Annotated in this window: 17 protein-coding genes and 2 tRNA genes; 9 read left to right on the top strand and 10 right to left on the bottom strand. The window is 37.8% G+C overall.

Annotation, left to right across the window (positions count from 1 at the left end; genetic code table 11):
• Positions 1–10: 10 nt before the first annotated feature.
• Positions 11–577: a porin family protein gene (locus AY601_RS23385; RefSeq protein WP_068405897.1), complete on the bottom strand. Its 567-nt coding sequence runs from the start codon at positions 575–577 to the stop codon at positions 11–13.
• A 370-nt stretch (positions 578–947) separates the two neighbouring features.
• Entirely contained in the window at positions 948–1,730 is a 783-nt protein-coding gene (locus AY601_RS23380; protein WP_068407887.1) for a hypothetical protein, read from the bottom strand.
• A gap of 225 nt (positions 1,731–1,955) precedes the next feature.
• Between AY601_RS23380 and AY601_RS23375 the strand changes: the two genes are divergently transcribed.
• Positions 1,956–3,029 (top strand): NAD(P)H-dependent flavin oxidoreductase, encoded by a 1,074-nt coding sequence (locus AY601_RS23375; RefSeq protein ID WP_232324657.1) that lies wholly within the window; start codon positions 1,956–1,958, stop codon positions 3,027–3,029.
• Between the two features lie 66 nt (positions 3,030–3,095).
• Here AY601_RS23375 and AY601_RS23370 read toward each other — a convergent pair whose 3' ends face one another.
• On the bottom strand, positions 3,096–3,686 hold the full coding sequence (locus AY601_RS23370; RefSeq protein WP_068405894.1) for a cupin domain-containing protein: 591 nt from the start codon (positions 3,684–3,686) through the stop codon (positions 3,096–3,098).
• A 615-nt stretch (positions 3,687–4,301) separates the two neighbouring features.
• Between AY601_RS23370 and AY601_RS23365 the strand changes: the two genes are divergently transcribed.
• Positions 4,302–4,556 carry a hypothetical protein gene (locus AY601_RS23365; protein WP_157288075.1) on the top strand — a complete coding sequence of 85 codons (255 nt, stop codon included), beginning with the start codon at positions 4,302–4,304 and terminating at the stop codon, positions 4,554–4,556.
• 188 nt (positions 4,557–4,744) lie between these two features.
• Here the strand turns inward: AY601_RS23365 and AY601_RS23360 are convergent, their stop codons facing one another.
• From AY601_RS23360 to AY601_RS23350, 3 genes are all read right to left on the bottom strand, one after another.
• The gene (locus tag AY601_RS23360; protein WP_068405889.1) at positions 4,745–6,181 is read right to left on the bottom strand and encodes an AAA family ATPase; all 1,437 of its coding nucleotides are present in this window, start codon (positions 6,179–6,181) and stop codon (positions 4,745–4,747) included.
• A gap of 386 nt (positions 6,182–6,567) precedes the next feature.
• A tRNA-Asn gene (locus AY601_RS23355) sits at positions 6,568–6,641 on the bottom strand.
• A gap of 120 nt (positions 6,642–6,761) precedes the next feature.
• Positions 6,762–6,835 (bottom strand) — tRNA-Asn (locus tag AY601_RS23350).
• Between the two features lie 146 nt (positions 6,836–6,981).
• On the opposite strand from AY601_RS23350, the gene AY601_RS23345 reads away from it, so the two are divergent.
• Positions 6,982–7,905, top strand: a complete 924-nt coding sequence (locus tag AY601_RS23345; protein WP_068405885.1) for a PfkB family carbohydrate kinase — start codon at positions 6,982–6,984, stop codon at positions 7,903–7,905.
• Between the two features lie 73 nt (positions 7,906–7,978).
• Here AY601_RS23345 and AY601_RS23340 read toward each other — a convergent pair whose 3' ends face one another.
• The 4 genes from AY601_RS23340 to murB form a co-directional block, all read right to left on the bottom strand.
• Positions 7,979–8,218 (bottom strand): cytochrome b5 domain-containing protein, encoded by a 240-nt coding sequence (locus tag AY601_RS23340; RefSeq protein ID WP_068405882.1) that lies wholly within the window; start codon positions 8,216–8,218, stop codon positions 7,979–7,981.
• Positions 8,218–8,895, bottom strand: a complete 678-nt coding sequence (locus AY601_RS23335) for a lycopene cyclase domain-containing protein (RefSeq protein WP_068405879.1) — start codon at positions 8,893–8,895, stop codon at positions 8,218–8,220. The genes AY601_RS23340 and AY601_RS23335 overlap by 1 nt, the downstream gene beginning before the upstream one ends.
• A gap of 134 nt (positions 8,896–9,029) precedes the next feature.
• Entirely contained in the window at positions 9,030–9,560 is a 531-nt protein-coding gene (locus AY601_RS23330) for an RNA polymerase sigma factor (protein WP_068405876.1), read from the bottom strand.
• A gap of 192 nt (positions 9,561–9,752) precedes the next feature.
• Positions 9,753–10,769 carry a UDP-N-acetylmuramate dehydrogenase gene (gene murB / locus AY601_RS23325; protein WP_068405873.1) on the bottom strand — a complete coding sequence of 339 codons (1,017 nt, stop codon included), beginning with the start codon at positions 10,767–10,769 and terminating at the stop codon, positions 9,753–9,755.
• Positions 10,770–10,922: 153 nt separating this feature from the next.
• Between murB and AY601_RS23320 the strand changes: the two genes are divergently transcribed.
• From AY601_RS23320 to AY601_RS23295, 6 genes are all read left to right on the top strand, one after another.
• A complete protein-coding gene (locus AY601_RS23320; RefSeq protein ID WP_068405870.1) occupies positions 10,923–11,531 on the top strand; it encodes a TetR/AcrR family transcriptional regulator in 609 nt (202 codons plus the stop codon).
• Positions 11,532–11,746: 215 nt separating this feature from the next.
• Positions 11,747–12,358, top strand: coding sequence for a TetR/AcrR family transcriptional regulator (locus tag AY601_RS23315; protein WP_068405866.1), 612 nt, complete (start codon positions 11,747–11,749; stop codon positions 12,356–12,358).
• Positions 12,359–12,388: 30 nt separating this feature from the next.
• On the top strand, positions 12,389–13,711 hold the full coding sequence (locus tag AY601_RS23310) for a TolC family protein (RefSeq protein ID WP_068405863.1): 1,323 nt from the start codon (positions 12,389–12,391) through the stop codon (positions 13,709–13,711).
• Positions 13,708–14,772 (top strand): efflux RND transporter periplasmic adaptor subunit, encoded by a 1,065-nt coding sequence (locus AY601_RS23305; protein WP_068405860.1) that lies wholly within the window; start codon positions 13,708–13,710, stop codon positions 14,770–14,772. The genes AY601_RS23310 and AY601_RS23305 overlap by 4 nt, the downstream gene beginning before the upstream one ends.
• Before the next feature lie 30 nt (positions 14,773–14,802).
• On the top strand, positions 14,803–17,994 hold the full coding sequence (locus tag AY601_RS23300; RefSeq protein WP_068405856.1) for an efflux RND transporter permease subunit: 3,192 nt from the start codon (positions 14,803–14,805) through the stop codon (positions 17,992–17,994).
• A 77-nt stretch (positions 17,995–18,071) separates the two neighbouring features.
• The gene (locus tag AY601_RS23295; protein WP_157288073.1) at positions 18,072–18,905 is read left to right on the top strand and encodes a hypothetical protein; all 834 of its coding nucleotides are present in this window, start codon (positions 18,072–18,074) and stop codon (positions 18,903–18,905) included.
• Positions 18,906–18,910 lie beyond the last annotated feature (5 nt).

Genomic DNA, 18,910 nt, shown 5'->3' with positions numbered 1-18,910 from the left:
ACTGGCAAAACTATTTCAATGGTATTGCGTAACCTACTGTTGCAATGAAACCCCGGTTTTTGACTGTTGCCGGGCCTTTGCTAACATCAGTTAAACCTAGCGCATATCTGGCATCAACCAGAACAGTACCGTTACCAACAGGAATAGCTAAACCACCACCCATTTGAACACCAAAGTTTAATTTCTGAACTTTAGCCTGATAGAAAGTTTCCATTTTATTCATTCCGCCAACAGCCAGTCCAATTGAAGGACCTGCGTTAATGTAAACAGGGCCAAAAGAATACTTCACCAAAATCGGAAGCTCCAGGTAATTCAGGTTATACTTGTTGTTATCATTTTTGATCTTAGTACCTGCACTGACATAGTTTAATTCAGGTTGAATTGAAAATGCTGAATTTTTAAGCCCTACATTAACTCCTAATCCTGCTGTAAAGCCAGCCTTTGATTTTTCTCCGTCCATATTACTAATCGATTGTCTAGAGAAACTTAAACCAGCTTTCGGAATTAACTGAATATCCTGAGCCTTTACTAATTGCACAGAGACTAATAGCCCTGCTGCTAACACTAATTTTTTCATACTCCAATAATTAATTTTACTTTCTTTATTCTCCAAATCTAAGCTGACCTCGAATTTATCGGCAGGATAAAGTAACTGAGACGGAAATTACACTTACTGAAACGACATTTCAATCTGTCCAACAGAATTTCCATTTCCTCAGCCCCCCTCTTCAACTCATTTAAGCTAACCGCTTAAAGCTGTATAAAGCTCGTCTCAGTAATAACCAGGTTCTTTTAATGTGAATCATTTGTGATTATTTGATTCGTAAACGCAAAATTCCCCAAGACCCCTATGCAGGGACATCAACAATGATGAAACACGGGATGTAAAAAGCAAAAAGCCTTTCACGATTAATGAAAGGCTTTTGATAGGAGGCAGTATTGTTCAGTTAAAACTTGATCAGCAATTTTTCAGCCATCAGCTTACTGTCTTTATAGTATTCAAAAAACCATTCTCCGCTCTTTTTCAGTACGATTCCATTGGCAGTTCCATTGTCGGCAATAAAATAATCCTGAACAGATGTCCTTAGTAAGGTTAATACTTTCTTTGGTGTAGTATCTATCAGTTGATAGCCACTAGCTGTTGGTTGCGCATATAATGTTCCTGCTGCCTGATTTGTTTCTACCTGTACAGGCTTAGCTGCAGTGGCCACCGCAGCACTAACAGGAGCAGTTGCTGTAACTACAGGAGCCGTAACTGCTGTGGTAGTTGTTGCTACCTGCTGATCCTGTGAGTTCACAGTTCCGTTATAAGCATATTTAACCTCATCCAGTGACGTAAAAGCATCTCTTAAAGCAAGGTTATAAGAAGTTTTATATTCTTTCTCTCTGCTTTTTCCTTGCTTGCTTTTAAAAATAATATTACCCTTACAATCTTTTAATAATAGTGTAAGATTGGTTGTAAACATTCCATTTTTCTCCAGAACTTCAACATGCAGTGCATCACATTTATTATTGGCAATTTCTGTTGGTAATTCAAAATTATCAAAATAGGCATCAAACCCTTTTTCGGCCAAAAGGAATTTAGCCAGTGTATTGAGCCTGTACTGATCCTGTTCCTTAAGAAAACTGAATTTCTCTGGTACCAGCACATATTTATAATTATTAATCGTATTCTGGGCATACCCCGAATAGGAAATAAATAAAAGGAGCAATAAAATGTATCTTTTCATATTAAACATTGATTTTTACAAAAATTATTAAGGAGATCCTAAGATAGGAATATAGTTTTCATGGAAGCGAAAGAAATTTTCAAACCACAGCCTTACAAAAAAGGTCAGGTAATAATCGATGCTGGTAAAAAAGCAGAACAGGAGTATTTTATTATTTCCAGCTGCCTGAAAGCCTTTTTCATTAACTTAACAAGGAATAAATTACTAACCTATATAACGCTTTAAATGATGTGGCATAAAACTAAAATCAGCGAATTATTTGGCATTAAATATCCCATACTTTCAGGTCCAATGGGCGGTGGATTCTCTACTCCGGAACTTTTGGCCGCCGTATCCAATGCAGGTGGACTGGGAAGCTTTGGTGCCTATACGCTTGATCCCGATCAAATACTTGCAGCAGCTCAGCTTATCAAAACTAAAACAGATAAACCTTATAATATTAACCTGTGGGTATCGGATGTTGACGCTTCCTTGATTGATTATTCTGCAACACAGATTGAAGAAGTAAAGCAATTATTTAAACCTTATTTCGATGAGCTCAGCATCCCGCTTCCTGATCTGGATGTAAATATCCCTTCCAGGTTTCTCCATCAGATTGAAGCAATCTTCGAGATCAAACCAGCAGTATTTAGTTTTATATTTGGTATTCCACCAAAAGAGATACTTGACGAATGTCGGAGAATGGGCATTAAAACCGTAGGTGCAGCGACAACAATAGACGAAGCCTTAGTCCTTGAAGCAGCAAAAGTTGACGCTATAGTCGCCGCCGGATTTGAAGCCGGAGGACACCGCCCTTCTTTCCTCTGCCCGGCACAGGATTCATTAACAGGAACCTTTACCCTTATTCAACAGTTGAAAGCCAGTGTAAAGACACCGGTTATTGCAGCAGGCGGTATTGCTGATGCTAAAGGGATCGCTGCTGCGTTGACATTAGGTGCTGACGCGGTTCAGTTAGGTACAGTATTTTTGGCTACAGACGAATCAAATGCGACACCTGTTCACAAAGCGAAGTTATTTTCTGAGGAATCCAACTATACTGTACTTTCCAAATCATTAACCGGCAGAATGGGCAGATTGATCCGGAACCGCATTTCGGATGAAATTAAACAGGAAACTGAGGTTCTTCCATTTCCATTGCAAAGCCGCCTGATCGGTCAATTAAAAATAGCTGCACTTGCCCAGGGAAAAACTGAGCTGGTTAACTTTTGGTCAGGCCAGAATACAGTGACTTTAAAACATACGAAGGCGTCTGATTTAATGCAGGCACTCCTCACAGAGACATCAAAACTTTATCCTTAACAATGAACTTCCTTACCTGTGGAAATGGGAGCTTCAGCTATTCGTATTCCATTCAGTTTTTGATGATCACGAGAATTGGTGTTGCAATATAGCGATCACATAAGGGGAATCGATCCTGATATCATGGTTGGTGTGCAATGGAATAGCTAAATAATCTCCGGCATTCAGCGTAAAAACCTCTTTACCTACGGTACAGGTACATGTGCCTTTCAGAATAAAGAAACTTTCAGCTACGACTTCGTGAACTTCTTCCGGTACGTTCAATTTGGTGATAACCAGTGTTTGTGCAATCTGTTCATTTTGCTGTAACGGGTGGGCGAAAAAATCATCAAAAGGCTCAGCGGGAATCAAGTGTTCCACCGCTTTCAACCAACTTTCATAATTTGAATATTTACTGGTCGGTGGCAGATTATCCAAGTCAATTTTATCTTCGGCAATGCCAAGGGCGGCCATGATCCTGTTTTTAAGTTGTGGACTTGGTATAATAGCGTGGCTTTGCGCCAGTTTTTCAATGGTCAGCTCAATCTGGTTGAGTTCCTGTCCGATTTCGGAATGAGCCGGACGCAACGCAGCAATCTCGTTTCCAAGTTCCGCATTGTTTAACTCAAAACAGTATTGTTCCAGGTTACCCTTATCGATATAGGATTTAATTTCCATTGATTGCAAATATAGTTAATGAATTGTATATCAAGGGTAAATCTTAATAATTTTGTACAACTTGTGGTACTATTTAAAACGGATCAAGTCATTAACTTTTGGAGCAGGCTCTTTTTTAAGCATAAATTTTGACACGCTCAGCAGAAAGTCTTTGCTGTCGCGGATGCTCTTATGCCTCTGGAAGTTGCGCTGACAGCTTTCCATTTGCATGGGAATGACTCAGCCGAAACAAGGCCGGGCTGTTCGTAAATAAATTCAAAATAGCTAAATAATAAATCTATATCGGCCGGGTACTGTCCGAGTACTGGTCGGGTACTGGTCGGGTACTCGTTAGGGTAAGAGCAGTGCTAAAGTAACGCGAGAGCATGGCAAGTCCAAGTCCAAACAACTAGTTGAAATGACTTAGACCTGCCATGCTTACAGCCCGTTTACAGCCTGGTGTCATCCCGACCACCACTCAGGCACAACCAAACCATAACTAGTTGAAGATTAATGAAATTATAATTCCCCCTTTGACTAACCCACGGACAACTGTGGACAATTGCAGACAGCTGCGGACAATTACGGACATTTTTTACGCATCAGGATAATCTTCAACGCGAATAGCTTACATTGGTGGAAAAGCAATTATTTATTATGGGAAGTTTAATGGGTAAATTTTCAAAGGGAATCCTGGGCGATTTCATTTTTAAAGCAGCAGTTTGGCGTACTGGTTGTTTCAAAAGTTCTGTACTGGGTACAATGAAACAAGCAATGGAAACCAAAAAGACATCAGAGAACTTTCGTAAAAGTAGCAAGCCTGGAAAAATCAGGATCTTTCCTCTCCCTAAGAATTCCGCTGAAGCGTGGACCGATCTCTTATCAAAGTAATCAGGGCGTTTAATACTGATAAATTGAACTATAAAATCAGGAAGTAATTAGCTTATTAAAGAATCTTAACCAGCTGTTTTGAACTCTCGTAACCATCTGCTTTGAACTCAAAAAATCTCAAACACAAAACTTGAAATTTAATCCCTAATCCACAAGTTTATGACTTGATCCTTTAAATTTTTATATCTCTATGCTTTGAACAAATCGTCCATAGTCACCTCGTTTTGGACTAACCCAGTTTTATATATGTTATCCTTCGTACCATAGGTCGTGACCATTGTCAGGAATAAGGTCTTCTTTGTTTTTGTTTCCGCTTTAAAAATATTCAATTTGTCCTGGAGTTCGGCGGCATAGGACTTGCTAATTGCATATTCTTCGTTGGAAAATTTAATTTCGCAAATGCTTATACATACATCTTGCCTATCTAAAAGCAGATCAACCTGGGCTCCCTGACCTAATTTACCTGGCGCAAACCTCCAGGCTGATTCTTCTGTATAGATGCCCGAGATTCCGATGGCTTGCTTGATCTGGACAGTATGCTTTAGGCAAATACTTTCAAAAGCTATTCCGCTCCAACTTTTCCATGATTGTGAGCTCGCCTTCTTCATCCATGTTCCCTGACCTGTTGTCCTGGAATGCTCAATAAATTTTAGGTAAAACAAACTATATTCATCAGCGAGTTTATATATTGATTTCTTAACGTTTCTTTGAAATGGAAGATAAATGCTTACAAAGCCGGATTCCATCAACTCGTCCAATAATTTGGTCGTCCCGCCACCACTAACTAACCCGCATTCCGAGATGATTTCATTTCGAGTTAATCCAGAAGACTTTGCAGCAAGTGCTTTGACTACTCCAATATGTCTATCAGCCATTTCGAACAAAGAGCTATAAAGATTTTTAAATTCATTAACCAATAACCCATCCTTAGTGAAGCACAACTTATCAATAATTTGAGTGGCACTTTCCCCCTTTTTTATCTCTTTTAGATAATGTGGTATTCCTCCCAATGCCATATAAACTTGTAATATTTGATATTGATCCAGGTTTACCGACTTGGTTTTGAGATAAGCGGAAGTTTCATAGAGCGTGAAAGGAAGCAGGCGCATTCTTCGAGTGATCCTATTATGTAATCCACCTTTATTATTTACAATATTTTTGATCATCCATGAGGCTGCAGAACCGCATATCGCAACAATTAGATTTTCTTGTTTTGAACCCCATGAATTCCAAAAATACTCAAAGGCTGATAGAAATCCAGATTTGGGTGAACTCAGCCATGGAAATTCATCAAAGAAAATAACCGCTTTTTGTTTTTTTAGCAAAGGCCCGGAGAAATTGATTAACAACCTGAATGCCTCAGTCCAGTTTTTAGGAATTGCCGGAGGAATTGGTGAATTCAATGCCTGTGCGATAACATTTCTAAAATTATCCAATTGCTCGTGCACAGGGGCATTATGTACACCTGAAAACTCACAAATTAAATTCCGGCTATAAACCTGGCCGATTAGAAATGTCTTGCCTACTCTTCTTCGTCCATAAACCGCAACGAGTTCGGCTTCGTTAGAGGTTAGTGCTTCTTTTAAGATATTTATTTCCGCTTTCCTGCCAATAAGCTTTTCCATACAAGATTAAAATTAACATCCCTCAGTAAATATACATAGATTTGGCGAGATATTAAAATCGATAGCTCGCCAAATCTATGTAAAAATTATGACTTTTGGCGAGCTATTAATGTATGTATATGCCAAATATATGATATTGAATTCTTTATAGAGTGCTTGTAGGCCTTGGTTGTAAAATTTTAACAAGATAAGCGGTTTAAATTCGTTTATCTTATGTTATTTTAACAACAATGTTGATTAAGGCGGACGCTACTGATGTATAAACTGTTAAGATGACAAACCTAGGAAAGAGATAAACAAAAATTATCAAAGTCACCTTTTTAAAAAACCCCATCCTAATAGTTAGAATGGGGTTTTTAAGTGATTTTCATTCCTGAAAATCTTTGCTCCCTCTGCTGGGCTCGAACCAGCGACCCTCTGATTAACAGTCAGATGCTCTAACCAGCTGAGCTAAGAAGGAGTGCTGGTTTTTTAAAAAAATAACGCCTTTTTTAAAAAGGTAAAGCGTAATATAAAAGGCAATGCCCTCTACTTTAACAGAAAAAACCTTTCAACATGATGCTGAAAGGTTTTTAATCTGCTCCCTCTGCTGGGCTCGAACCAGCGACCCTCTGATTAACAGTCAGATGCTCTAACCAGCTGAGCTAAGAAGGAGTACTCTGGTTATCCGAAAACGTTTTTCTCTGCTTTAATAAACAACATAAAGCTTCGTTCGTTTTGGGAATGCAATATTAGGGCTTTTAAATTATTTATGCAATATTTGTAGACAATATTTTTCAAAAAAAATTAAAATAAAACATATGAGCCTGATAATCATAGGGACTGTAGCATTCGATGCAATTGAAACTCCCTTCGGAAAGACCGATAAAATAGTAGGAGGAGCTGCAACTTACGCAAGTTTGGCTGCTTCTTACTTCTACAATAAGGTGAAAATCGTCGGAGTTGTAGGTGATGACTTCCACCAGGAAGACATTAGTACCTTCACAAAACATGGTATTGATACTGAAGGACTGCAAATAAAAGAAGGTGAAAAATCATTTTTCTGGTCAGGAAAGTACCACAATGACATGAACAGCAGAGATACTTTAATTACTGAACTGAATGTTTTGGCGGATTTTGACCCGATTATCCCTGAGAGCTACCAGGACTGCGAATACCTGATGTTAGGTAATCTTACCCCACAAGTACAGCAAACAGTCATCAAACGTCTTAAAAACAGGCCTAAACTAATCGTTTTAGATACGATGAACTTCTGGATGGACATTGCATTGAATGATTTGCTGGATACGCTTAAAATGATTGATGTATTAACGATCAATGATGAAGAAGCACGTCAGCTTTCAGGCGAATATTCATTAGTTAAAGCAGCGAAGAAAATTCTGGAGATGGGCCCAAAATACCTGATCATTAAAAAAGGTGAACATGGTGCATTACTTTTCCACGAAGATAAAGTATTCTCTACTCCTGCCCTTCCTCTTGCAGAAGTTTTCGATCCAACTGGTGCAGGTGATACTTTTGCTGGTGGCTTTATTGGTTATTTAGCGAAAGTTGGAACAATCAACTTCGATACAATGAAAAATGCAATCATTTATGGTTCTGCCTTAGCATCTTTCTGTGTAGAGAAATTCGGTACAGAAAAAATCGTCAACCTTACAGAAGCAGAAGTTGCCGGCCGTATACAAGAATTTGTAAACCTGAGCGCTTTCACACTGACTGAAGCTTAATTACCCATACGCCGTTAAATGGCAGAAAATGATTCTGAATCAAAAAGCATCAGCTTAACTGACTGATGCTTTTTTAGTAACTTTTCAGTTTACCAATTGCGGTAAACTTTTCAAATACAGTTTCTGAATGTGGTGCATCTGCTAATTCATCAGTTAGATCCTGTCCGGCCCAATGCTCATAATGCTTTCCATTTTTCCACAGCCGGCTTTCCCCAACGTCATAGATCAACCCAAGGTAAGCCACCCATATTTGCGGCTTGTCCTGTCCATTTCTCAACGCCAATTGTTGTTTAGTGAATTCTGGCAGCTCCATTAACGACGTGATCTTAATTTAAAAAACTCAAAAAGATAAATACTCAGCAATAACATCCCCATAAAATAAAAAGGAGTTTCAAAAGGAATATTAAACTGATTAAAGTTCAATGTTTCAGCGCTGTTATATTGTAAAACAGGCAAATTAGCCAGCACACCATATACGATATAAAATGGGATTAAGGTCACCAGGAATGCGCGGTAAAAACGGTACATAAATCTGATGCTATTCACATATTCGATATAAAGGATAAATACAAACAGAATCGAAAATGTAAAAAGTGTATATAACTTTTGATGGCCAAAATAGAGCATAGCAATACATACACCCAACATAATGTTGCTAAAAGCCAGGCTATATTTTTCAGGACCATTGTCTGGAAAACGATGATTAAGGAACAGGTAAACCGCTATCCCGCTTAAAGGTAAAAGAAACAACAACAGCAACTCTTCCACTGGTAATTGCCATAAAGTCATTCCACTCAGGTAAGGCGGATTAAATACAATCACTTTTAATTGCGTCATAAATTCCGTAGGAATAGAGAAAGCAAAAACGCTGATTAAAACAGCAAGAATTATGAATTTACTATTGTCAGTAAAGTTCAGTTGCCGGATAGAAAATAGTAAAACCGGCAATAACAAAAGTGCCAGGTTAATCAATAAATAAGTATAGTTCATTTAACAGGATAAGTCTGAAGACCAAAAATATACTTTTGATCCGACTAAACCACTTTCTTTTTCCTCTGCCAATATCCCAAAAAAAAAGCAGCTATTTTTCATATAGCTGCTTTTCATTAAAAGAAAAAGAGTATCTAAACGATTTCTGTTCCCAAAATCTCTTTTGAATATGTTTTAAGGTACTTTTTCAAGATCTGACGGGCTACGTGGATTCTTGTTTTTACTGTACCGATTGGAATTTCAAGCATATCTGCAATCTCATGATATTTATAGCCTTCAAAATATTTAATGAAAGGCACATAGTATTCAGGCTGTAAAGTAGCTAAAGCCTTATTAATATCACCAATAATAAACTTACTATCTATTGTATTTTTAGTGGCACTATAATGCAAATTTGCAGATGAAATATCCTCAGATTTAGTAATTAATGCATTTGTTTTAACCAAACGTCTGTAATTGTTAATAAAGGTATTTTTCATGATGGTGAATAACCACCCTTTCAAATTTGTTCCTTCTTTAAACTTACTGTAATAGGTAACCGCTTTCAGCATAGTATCCTGAACTAAGTCGTTTGCATCTTCAATATCTTTAGTAAAATTTAAAGCGAATGACTGCAAGGAAACCGAGTGGTTGTGAAGCTGAAGGTTGAATTCATTTTTTGTCATAGTGTTTAAGTTTTAAGGTTAAAAAAGCAAGCAAACAAGACTTTTTAAAAAGTGGCGTTATCGAGTTTGTTTAATCTTGTATATTAACACTTATACAACATATGTACCAAAAAAATGATTCATGGTTAAACACATAGATTTAATTGTTTAACCATGAAAAAAACTCTTATAGTTGTGAAAATCACACAATTGTTACAGGATATTCACTTCCCGTTCCAGTTTTACATCAAATTTAGAACATACAGTGTCTATAATTTTTTCTGAAAAACTATACACTTCCTTACCAGTTGCACCACCATGGTTAACCAGCACTAATGCCTGATTTTTCCAGGTTCCAGTATGGCCTTCAGTAATTCCTTTAAAACCACACTGCTCGATAAGCCAGCCTGCTGCAAGTTTAACTTTATCCTGGCCAACCGGGTAACTGATCATTGCAGGAAAATCATGTTTTAACCCTTCAAATTTCGAACGTTCAATTATAGGGTTCTTAAAGAAACTTCCCGCATTACCGATGGTTGACGGATCTGGCAATTTACTTACTCTGATCTCTGCAACAATCTTTGAAATATCTGTGATTGTAGGATGTGTAATTCTTCTTTCAGCAAGCAGCGATTGTATAGCACCATACTGAGAATTGATTCTGATACGGGTAAATAGTCTGAAATTGACACGCGTAATAATATATTGACCTTTTAATTCATTTTTAAAAACACTGTCTCTGTAAGCGAAATGGCAATCATCATACTCAAAATTCTTAAGCTCACCTGTAGACAGTTCAAATGCCTCACAAGATTCAAATACATCTTTAAGTTCTACTCCATAGGCACCTATATTCTGGACCGGAGACGCACCTACAGTCCCTGGAATAAGACTTAAATTTTCCATTCCTGCAAAACCATTCTCTACGCAATAGTTCACCAGATCATTCCATATTACACCTGCTCCAGCAGTAACAAAAACCTGACTATCTGTAACTTCGGCAATAATATCAGGAATACTGACCTTCAACACCAGACCAGCATAGTCTTCAGTAAAAAGCACATTACTCCCCCCTCCAAGTACCAGCAATTTATTGGCTTTGAATACCGGATGATTCCTTAGTTCTACCAGGTCGTTTTCAGTAAAGATTTCAACAAAGAAGCGCGCTTTGACATCAATACCAAAAGTATTGTAAGGTTTAAGGGATATATTTTCTTGTAATACAAGCATAAGAATTATTAGAATTATTTACCGCAAATGTAATTGTTAGGCTGTGTAATAAATATGTTAAATATAATATTTAATAAATTTGCATAATTTACATCCGATTCTAACCCTAATTCAAGCCAGCACGCTCCTAGAAAAAAGCATCGCTCATTCACAATGGAAAATCAAGATAGAAAAAGACTTTTAATTATAGACGCTGCACTAAAGAGATTTGCACACTACGGACTCGCAAAAACTACGATGACTGAAATCGCAAAAGATATTGCTTTTTCAAAAGCGTTACTCTATTATTATTTCCCCGACAAATTGAGCTTGTATGTCAGTGTAATTGAACATATGATGCATACCATCAGCAGAGACCTCATTAAGTCCGTAGAGAAGACCTCTACCGCTACAGAAGGTATCCTGATGCTGTTACAGAAAAGACAGGCATTTACACAAAAATACTATAACCTGCTTGAATACACACAAATGATTGGTCCGGAACTTCCGGAAGCACTTTATGAAAAATTTCAGCGCGCCAGGGCATTCGAACTTAAAATCATTACTGGATTATTAACTAAAGGTGATACATCCGGAGAATTCTCCATCAAGGATATTCCTTTCACCACTGAAATTTTTGTGGAAGCCGTGTCTGGCATCCACTTCAATATACTTAACCGTGCACGGAACATTTTTCCTGGAAAAGAACAATTTAAACTTATCTTTTTGAAAGAAAAAAGATTCGCTGAAATATTTCTGGCGGGTCTAAAGCCTGCGGCCTAAGAACATATTTAAGTCACAAAACTACCATTCATCCGTTACAACAAGCTTATAATGGACTGAAAGTCAACAAAAACGGTTTAATACGCTTTATTAAAGTCATATTATTGTCATTTCTCCCTAAATAATACTTGTTTTTGTCCTAAAGTTTCTTTATTAGAAAAGCTTGCCATACTTTTGACTTTACATATAATAAAGTCAGAAGGTAAAAAAGTAAAATGGCAGAAACGGATAAAAAAAGGGAGCTAATTATAGAGGGTGCAATAAAGCGTTTTATACATTTTGGCATCAACAAAACGACAATGAATGAAATAGCAGAAGATCTATCTGTCTCTAAGCCTTCATTGTATTATTATTTTCCAGATAAAACCAGTTTGATTCTCGGTGTAGTTGAACGGATTTTCAAAGATTATTTCGATGTTTTATATGCCGATTTAAAACAATCATCCAACATTGAAACTACATTGTTGAACATTGTAGAAATCAAACACCGCTTTTTCCTGCGCTATTATATGCTGCATTTATCTAATGGAAATCCAGATTCTTCACTGAACTCAGTTGAATTAAAATCATATTTAGAAAAAATGTTAGAGAAAAATGTTGAGTTTCACAAAAAAATATTTGAAATGGCTGTAGAAAATAAAGAAATCGCTCCGCAAGAAGATATCTCTAAACTAGCCGAATTATACTTATCATGCCAATCTGGTTTGACTTCTTTATGTGTCATGCATGGAAATAAAGAACTTTTCCCGGGAAAAAAGGAATTAAAAATTATGAAGGAAAAACAAATAAGTCTCTCTAAAATATTCATCAAAGGATTAAAAAACTAAAATCAGCCCCATTACACGAAAACCACGATCATGACTAAAAGAGTAAAATCAATTCCCATCTTAATGCTCTGTCTGCTGTTTGCCAACCTGGTGAATGCGCAGGAACGGCTTACGCTGAGAGATGCGCTTAATTTTGCCATCGAAAACAATACAAATGTGCGTAAAGCAAAACTGGATATCGATGGTGGCAGATACAAAACACAGGAAGTAAGAGCACAAGCACTGCCACAAATTTCTGCAAATGCCGGATTAACCTATAACCCGATAATCGGACAGCTTGTTTTTGGTGATCAGGCGTTTACTTTAGGAAGAAAGTGGAATTCCAATGCAGGCATACAGCTAAGTCAGCAATTATTCAATCAACAGGTTTTCACTGGCCTGCAAGCTTCAAAGACCAGTGAAAAGTACTACAATCTGAATGCAAATCTAACTGAAGAACAAATTATTGAACTGGTAGCCAATAACTATTACCAGGTTTTAGTGAGCAGACAACAGTTAAATGTGATAGACACTAACATCAAAAATGTTAAAGTTGTAGAGAAAATTATTGCGAATCAATATCAGAACGGCTTAGCTAAGAAAATCGATGTGGACCGGATCAAAGTTAATTTAACTAATCTGGAGACACAACGTGAGCAAACCATTAATGCAGTAGTACAATTAGAAAACCAATTGAAATACTCCATGGGTATGCCTGTTTCGGCTGCAATCAATTTGCCACCTGATGAATTTAGTAAAGTAGAAACGCTACCAGTAATGGCAGACAGTGTTGACCTTGAAAACAGAACAGAAATCAGATTATTGAATGTTCAGAAAGATCTATTAGGCCTGCAGCGTAAAGCTTATGTTGCTGAGTATTATCCGCAACTTTCTTTGACAGCTAACTTATCAAAAACCGGTCAAAGTGATAAATTCGACTTATTCAACAGGCATGGAAGTGCTTTTTACTATGATGCTTCTGCTATAGGATTAGCTTTAAAAATACCAATATTCAGTGGTTTTGCTACACGCTCAAAAATCCGTCAGGCCGATGTAAATCTCAGGAAAAACGACGAGGATATCAGAGACACTAAAAACACGTTGAACCTTGCGTATGAAAATGCAAAGATTCAATTGAAAAACAATATTAATACGATTAAAGCACAACGCCAGAATGTACTGCTGGCACAGGAAATTTATAACAGCACGCAAAACAATTACAATAACGGACTTGCTGCATTAACTGATCTTCTGGATACCGAAAATGCCTTAACGTCTGCACAAAACAGCTATACTCAGGCATTACTGAACTATAAAATTGCCGAAATCCAACTAATCAAATCAAACGGAAATATAAAATCACTATTAAAATGAAAAGAGGAATTATAACAGTCATTCTAATTATAGTTGTTATCGGAGCTATTGCTTTGGTACTTAAAAACAATAAGAAGAAAAATGACGCGCAAACGGCTTTGGTAGCTCAGGGAAGTGGTGCTATCAGTGTACGCGTGGCTCCAGTGAAAAAAGTAGCCGTTGATTTGGATTTTAGTGCAAATGGTAATTTTATACCAAAAAAAGAATTGAACTTTTTGTCAGAAAATGCAGGCCGTATCACAAAAATATATGTAGAAGAAGGCGACCGCGTACATAAAGGACAGATTTTGGCACATATTGATGCTGAGATTATCAATACAGATAAAGAAACTGCACAAGCTGCATTAGACAATGCGATCAGAGATGAAGCCAGATATGTAAGCTCTTTCAAAACTGGTGGTGTTACACAACAGCAACTCGACCAGGCAAAACTGGCTACAAGAAATGCAAAACTAAGACTACAAGGTTCTGCAAGAAGAGTAAGTGATGCGAATATCAAATCTCCGATTGATGGTATAGTGAATAAGAAATACATTGAGACCGGTGCTTTCGTTACAGCACAGGGTACGCAGTTGTTTGAACTGGTTGACGTTTCAAAGTTAAAATTGAAAGTGAATGTAAACGAAGGACAGGTTGCTAACCTTAAAGTAGGTGAAACCGTACAAATTAAATCAAATGTATTCCCTTCTGATAACTTCTCAGGTAAAATTACTTTCATCGCTGCTAAAGCAGATGAAACGTTAAATTTCCCTATTGAAATTGAAGTGGACAATAACCACAAAAACACTATCAAAGCAGGGATGTACGGAACTGCCATTTTCAAGTTCCCGGCTCAGGTGGCAACCATTACTATTCCCCGCGGTTCATTTGTGGGTAGTGTAAGCAGTAACGAAGTTTTCGTTCTTGGGGAAGGAAATACAGCAAAACAACGTAAAGTAGTTGCAGGCAGAATTATTGGTGATCAGGTAGAAATTCTTGATGGCCTGAAAGAAGGTGAAACAGTAATCATCAGCGGACAGATCAATTTAGTTGATGGCAGCCCTGTTGCAATTATAAAATAATATCAGATCAGCATATAAATCTATATATAGATGAAATTAACAGAAATATCAATAAAAAGACCTTCACTTGTCATCGTTGTCTTCAGCGTACTGACATTGCTGGGTTTATTGAGCTACTTCTCTTTAAGTTATGAGTTGCTGCCCAAATTCTCTCAGAATGTAGTGTCTATTTCCACGGTATATCCGGGCGCCTCACCAAGTGAGGTAGAAAATACCGTAACCAAGAAAATTGAAGATGCGGTATCCTCCATGGAGAATATCAAGAAACTGAATGCGGTCTCTTACGAAAGTTTATCCGTTGTGACGATCACCCTGAATGATAAAGCCAATGTGGATTTATCATTAAACGAAGCACAGCGTAAAGTAAACTCCATTCTGAAGGATTTACCAACCGATGTAAAACCACCTTCATTAAATAAGTTCTCCTTAGATGACTTACCAGTAATCACAATGTCAGCATCTGCGAAAATGGATGATGCATCCTTCTATGATCTGATCGACAAACGTATTGCTCCGATTATTTCAAGGGTAAACGGTGTTGCACAGGTGAATCTGGTAGGTGGGCAAGAACGTGAAATTGAAGTGGGCCTGGATGCAGACAAGATTCAGGGATATGGTTTATCAGTTTTACAAGTTCAGCAGTCAATTTTAACCTCCAACCTCGACTTCCCTACTGGTAGTGTAAAAACACATGACCAGGATATCTTAATCCGTTTATCTGGTAAATACAAAAACGTAGATGAACTGCGTAAGTTAGTTGTAGGTACAGGAAAAGACGGCGCACAGATCCGTTTGCAGGATATCGCAGACGTAAGGGACGCACAGAAAGAAGTAGAGAAATTAGCACGTATAGACCGCAAAGGAGCTATCGCAATACAAATCATCAAACAATCGGACGCAAATGCCGTAGAGGTAAGTAAAAGCGTACATAAGGTGATTGAAACTTTGCAGAAAGATTATGCTAAAAACGATTTGAAAATAATCATTGCAAATGATAGTTCTATTTTCACTTTAGAATCTGCTGATGCGGTAATCCATGATTTATTGCTTGCAATTGTTCTGGTAGCTTTTGTAATGCTCTTTTTCCTGCATAGTATCAGAAATGCATTGATTGTTATGGTTTCTATTCCAGCCTCCCTGATTGCAACCTTTATCGGGATCAGTGTATTAGGTTATACCTTAAACCTGATGTCACTGCTGGGCTTATCCCTGGTCGTTGGTATTTTAGTGGATGATGCGATTGTGGTATTGGAGAATATTTACCGCCACATGGAAATGGGTAAGAATAAAGTACGTGCAGCCTATGATGCAACCAGCGAAATTGGTTTTACCGTAGTATCCATTACACTGGTTATTGTTGTAGTGTTCTTCCCGATTGCTGTAAGTACAGGACTGGTTTCCAACATCCTGCGTCAGTTTTGTGTCGTGGTAATTATTGCGACGTTACTCTCCTTACTGACCTCATTCTCTATCGTTCCTCTTTTATCATCCCGTTTTGGTAAATTAGAGAAGATAGAAGGTAAAAACATCTTCGGCCGTTTCATTTTATGGTTCGAAGCTCAATTACGCAAGTTCACAATCTGGATTACAAGTATTTTAACCTGGTCATTAGCCAATAAAGGAAAAACAATCGCGATCGTATTGGTGATGTTTGTTAGCTCATGCGGACTAATTCCGGCAGGTTATATCGGAACAGAGTTTTTCCCTAAAAGTGATAAAGGAGAGTTCCTTGTACAAATAGAGCTTCCTAAAGATGCTTCTATTGAACAAACGAATTTGATGACGCAAAAAGCAGAAGCCTTCTTGGTTAAAAAACCAGAAATCCTGCAATTGATTACCACTGTAGGACAATCAAGTGGTGACTTTGGAGGAACACAAGCTACAGCCTATAAATCAGAGATCAATGTAAAATTGGTTGAACGCAATAAACGTGAAGACGTCTCGAGTATTTATGCAACAAAAGTAAGTCGTGAACTGGCCAAAGTACTCGTTGGTGCTAAAGTAAAAACTGTTCCGATCAGTATTTTGGGTATTGCAGAAAATGCACCTATTGAACTGGTAGTAATGGGTTCAGATCTGGACAGTGCAATGAAATATGCAGAAGGTGCTAAAGCAATTCTTGCTAAGATCAAAGGTTCGGCAGAGCTGAAGTTATCTGTTGAAAATGGTAGCCCCGAAATTAACGTTCAGGTAGACCGTGATAAGATGGCAGCTCTTGGTCTTACCCTGCAAACTGTAGGTGCAACCATGCAGACTGCATTTAGCGGAAATACAGACGGTAAATTCCGTAGAGGAGAATACGAGTATGACATTAATATCCGTTACCAGACATTTAACCGTAAAAATATTGATGATGTAAGAAATCTGATCTTTGTGAATACAGCTGGCAAACAAATTAAGTTATCTCAGTTTGCAGCAATTACCAATGGTTCAGGTCCAAGTCAGCTGGAAAGAAGAGACAAGAGTACCTCTGTTTCGGTAAGAGCACAGTCAATCGGTCGTCCAACTGGTACGATTGTAGCCGAGTTCCAGCAACAATTATTAGACCTTGAAAAATCAGGTAAACTTAAAAAACCTGTAGGTGTAAGTTACGTTTGGGCAGGTGATGCAGAAAACCAGGGAGACGGTTTCGGAACTTTAGGAATAGCGCTGTTAGCCTCAATCATTCTCGTTTATCTGATTATGGTAGCCCTTTATGACAGTTTTGTTTATCCTTTTGTAGTCATGTTCTCGATACCTTTATCGGTTATCGGAGCCCTGCTTGCACTGGCATTAACAAATAATGCCTTAAACATATTTACAATTTTAGGTCTGATCATGCTGATCGGACTGGTAGCCAAGAATGCGATTATCCTGGTCGATTTTACCAATCAGATGAAAGCTGAAGGTAAAACTACACATGAAGCTCTTGTTTTAGCCAATCATGCACGTTTACGCCCAATTTTGATGACAACCATTGCGATGGTAATCGGTATGTTGCCAATTGCACTTGCAGGTGGTGCCGGTGCAGAATGGAAAAATGGTTTGGCCTGGGTAATTATTGGAGGATTATTAAGTTCATTATTCCTGACATTGATTGTGGTACCGGTAATGTACCAGATCTTTGATGGTATCCTTGAACGTCTTGGATTCAATAAAAAAGGGGTCACTATTGATGAATTAATGGTAGAACCTTATGACCATAAAGAAGTTCATGAATATGATTTAGATCAACAGCATTAAGCGCATTCATTATAAATTTCAAAAAGGAACCCATTGTGGTTCCTTTTTTGCATTAGAGAAATTCACAACACGTAATTATGAAATATACACTTGTATTTATTTTTCTTTTAACCTGTTCATTTGTGGTTAAAGCACAGCATCCTCCAGTATTTGAAGGCATGGTTACAGACAGTACCAAACTCCTTTTAGGAGACATGGAACTGAATCTTATTAAATACAGTTACAATACACCCAGTATCAATTTTCTTGCTATCCATGACAATGAAGATACCGGTGTGAAAGCTGCTTTTGATTACATCGCTATGAATGGCGGCAGCATCCTGGACTGTCAATATGGTGGGGCAAGAAACTTCAAGTTCATCCAGGATGAGGTCACTTATCAGACAGATCCAAACAGTATTTATACAGATGAAGGTATTCCAATCGGCCTGGAGAAATATGGGGTATCAAGTGAAGCCGTAGTTGCCGAACTGAAAAACACCGGTAAAACTATTCTCAAGACTTACAACCCAAAAAAATCAACCTATATATTCACCCTGCACAATAATGCAGACGGTGGATTTGGCATTCAGAGTTACCTGCCCGAAAACGAATTGGGAAGTACAGCAGACTCTGTTCATGTCAACTATGAAATGGATGAAGATGATATGATCCTGGTTACTGAATTAAAGCTATTCAACCTCTTAAAAAAAGCAGATGTTAATGTAGTCCTGCAATCAGAAGAAGCAGTAGATGATGGCTCATTATCTATCTATGCCATGCAAAATAAAATCCCCTATATCAATGTAGAAGTACAACATGGCCATCAGGAAGAAAACCTCAGACTCATACAACTTGGCGTAACTGCTTTAGCTGAAGCCTATCCAAAACTGGGCATAAAAAAACCCGCAGTCGAAACTGCAGGTTTTTAATAAAT

This window comes from Pedobacter cryoconitis (assembly GCF_001590605.1).
GTDB classification, from domain to species: Bacteria; Bacteroidota; Bacteroidia; order Sphingobacteriales; family Sphingobacteriaceae; genus Pedobacter; species Pedobacter cryoconitis_A.
Note: the sequence above shows the minus strand (reverse complement) of the source record. Positions and strands in the feature narration are given on the sequence as shown.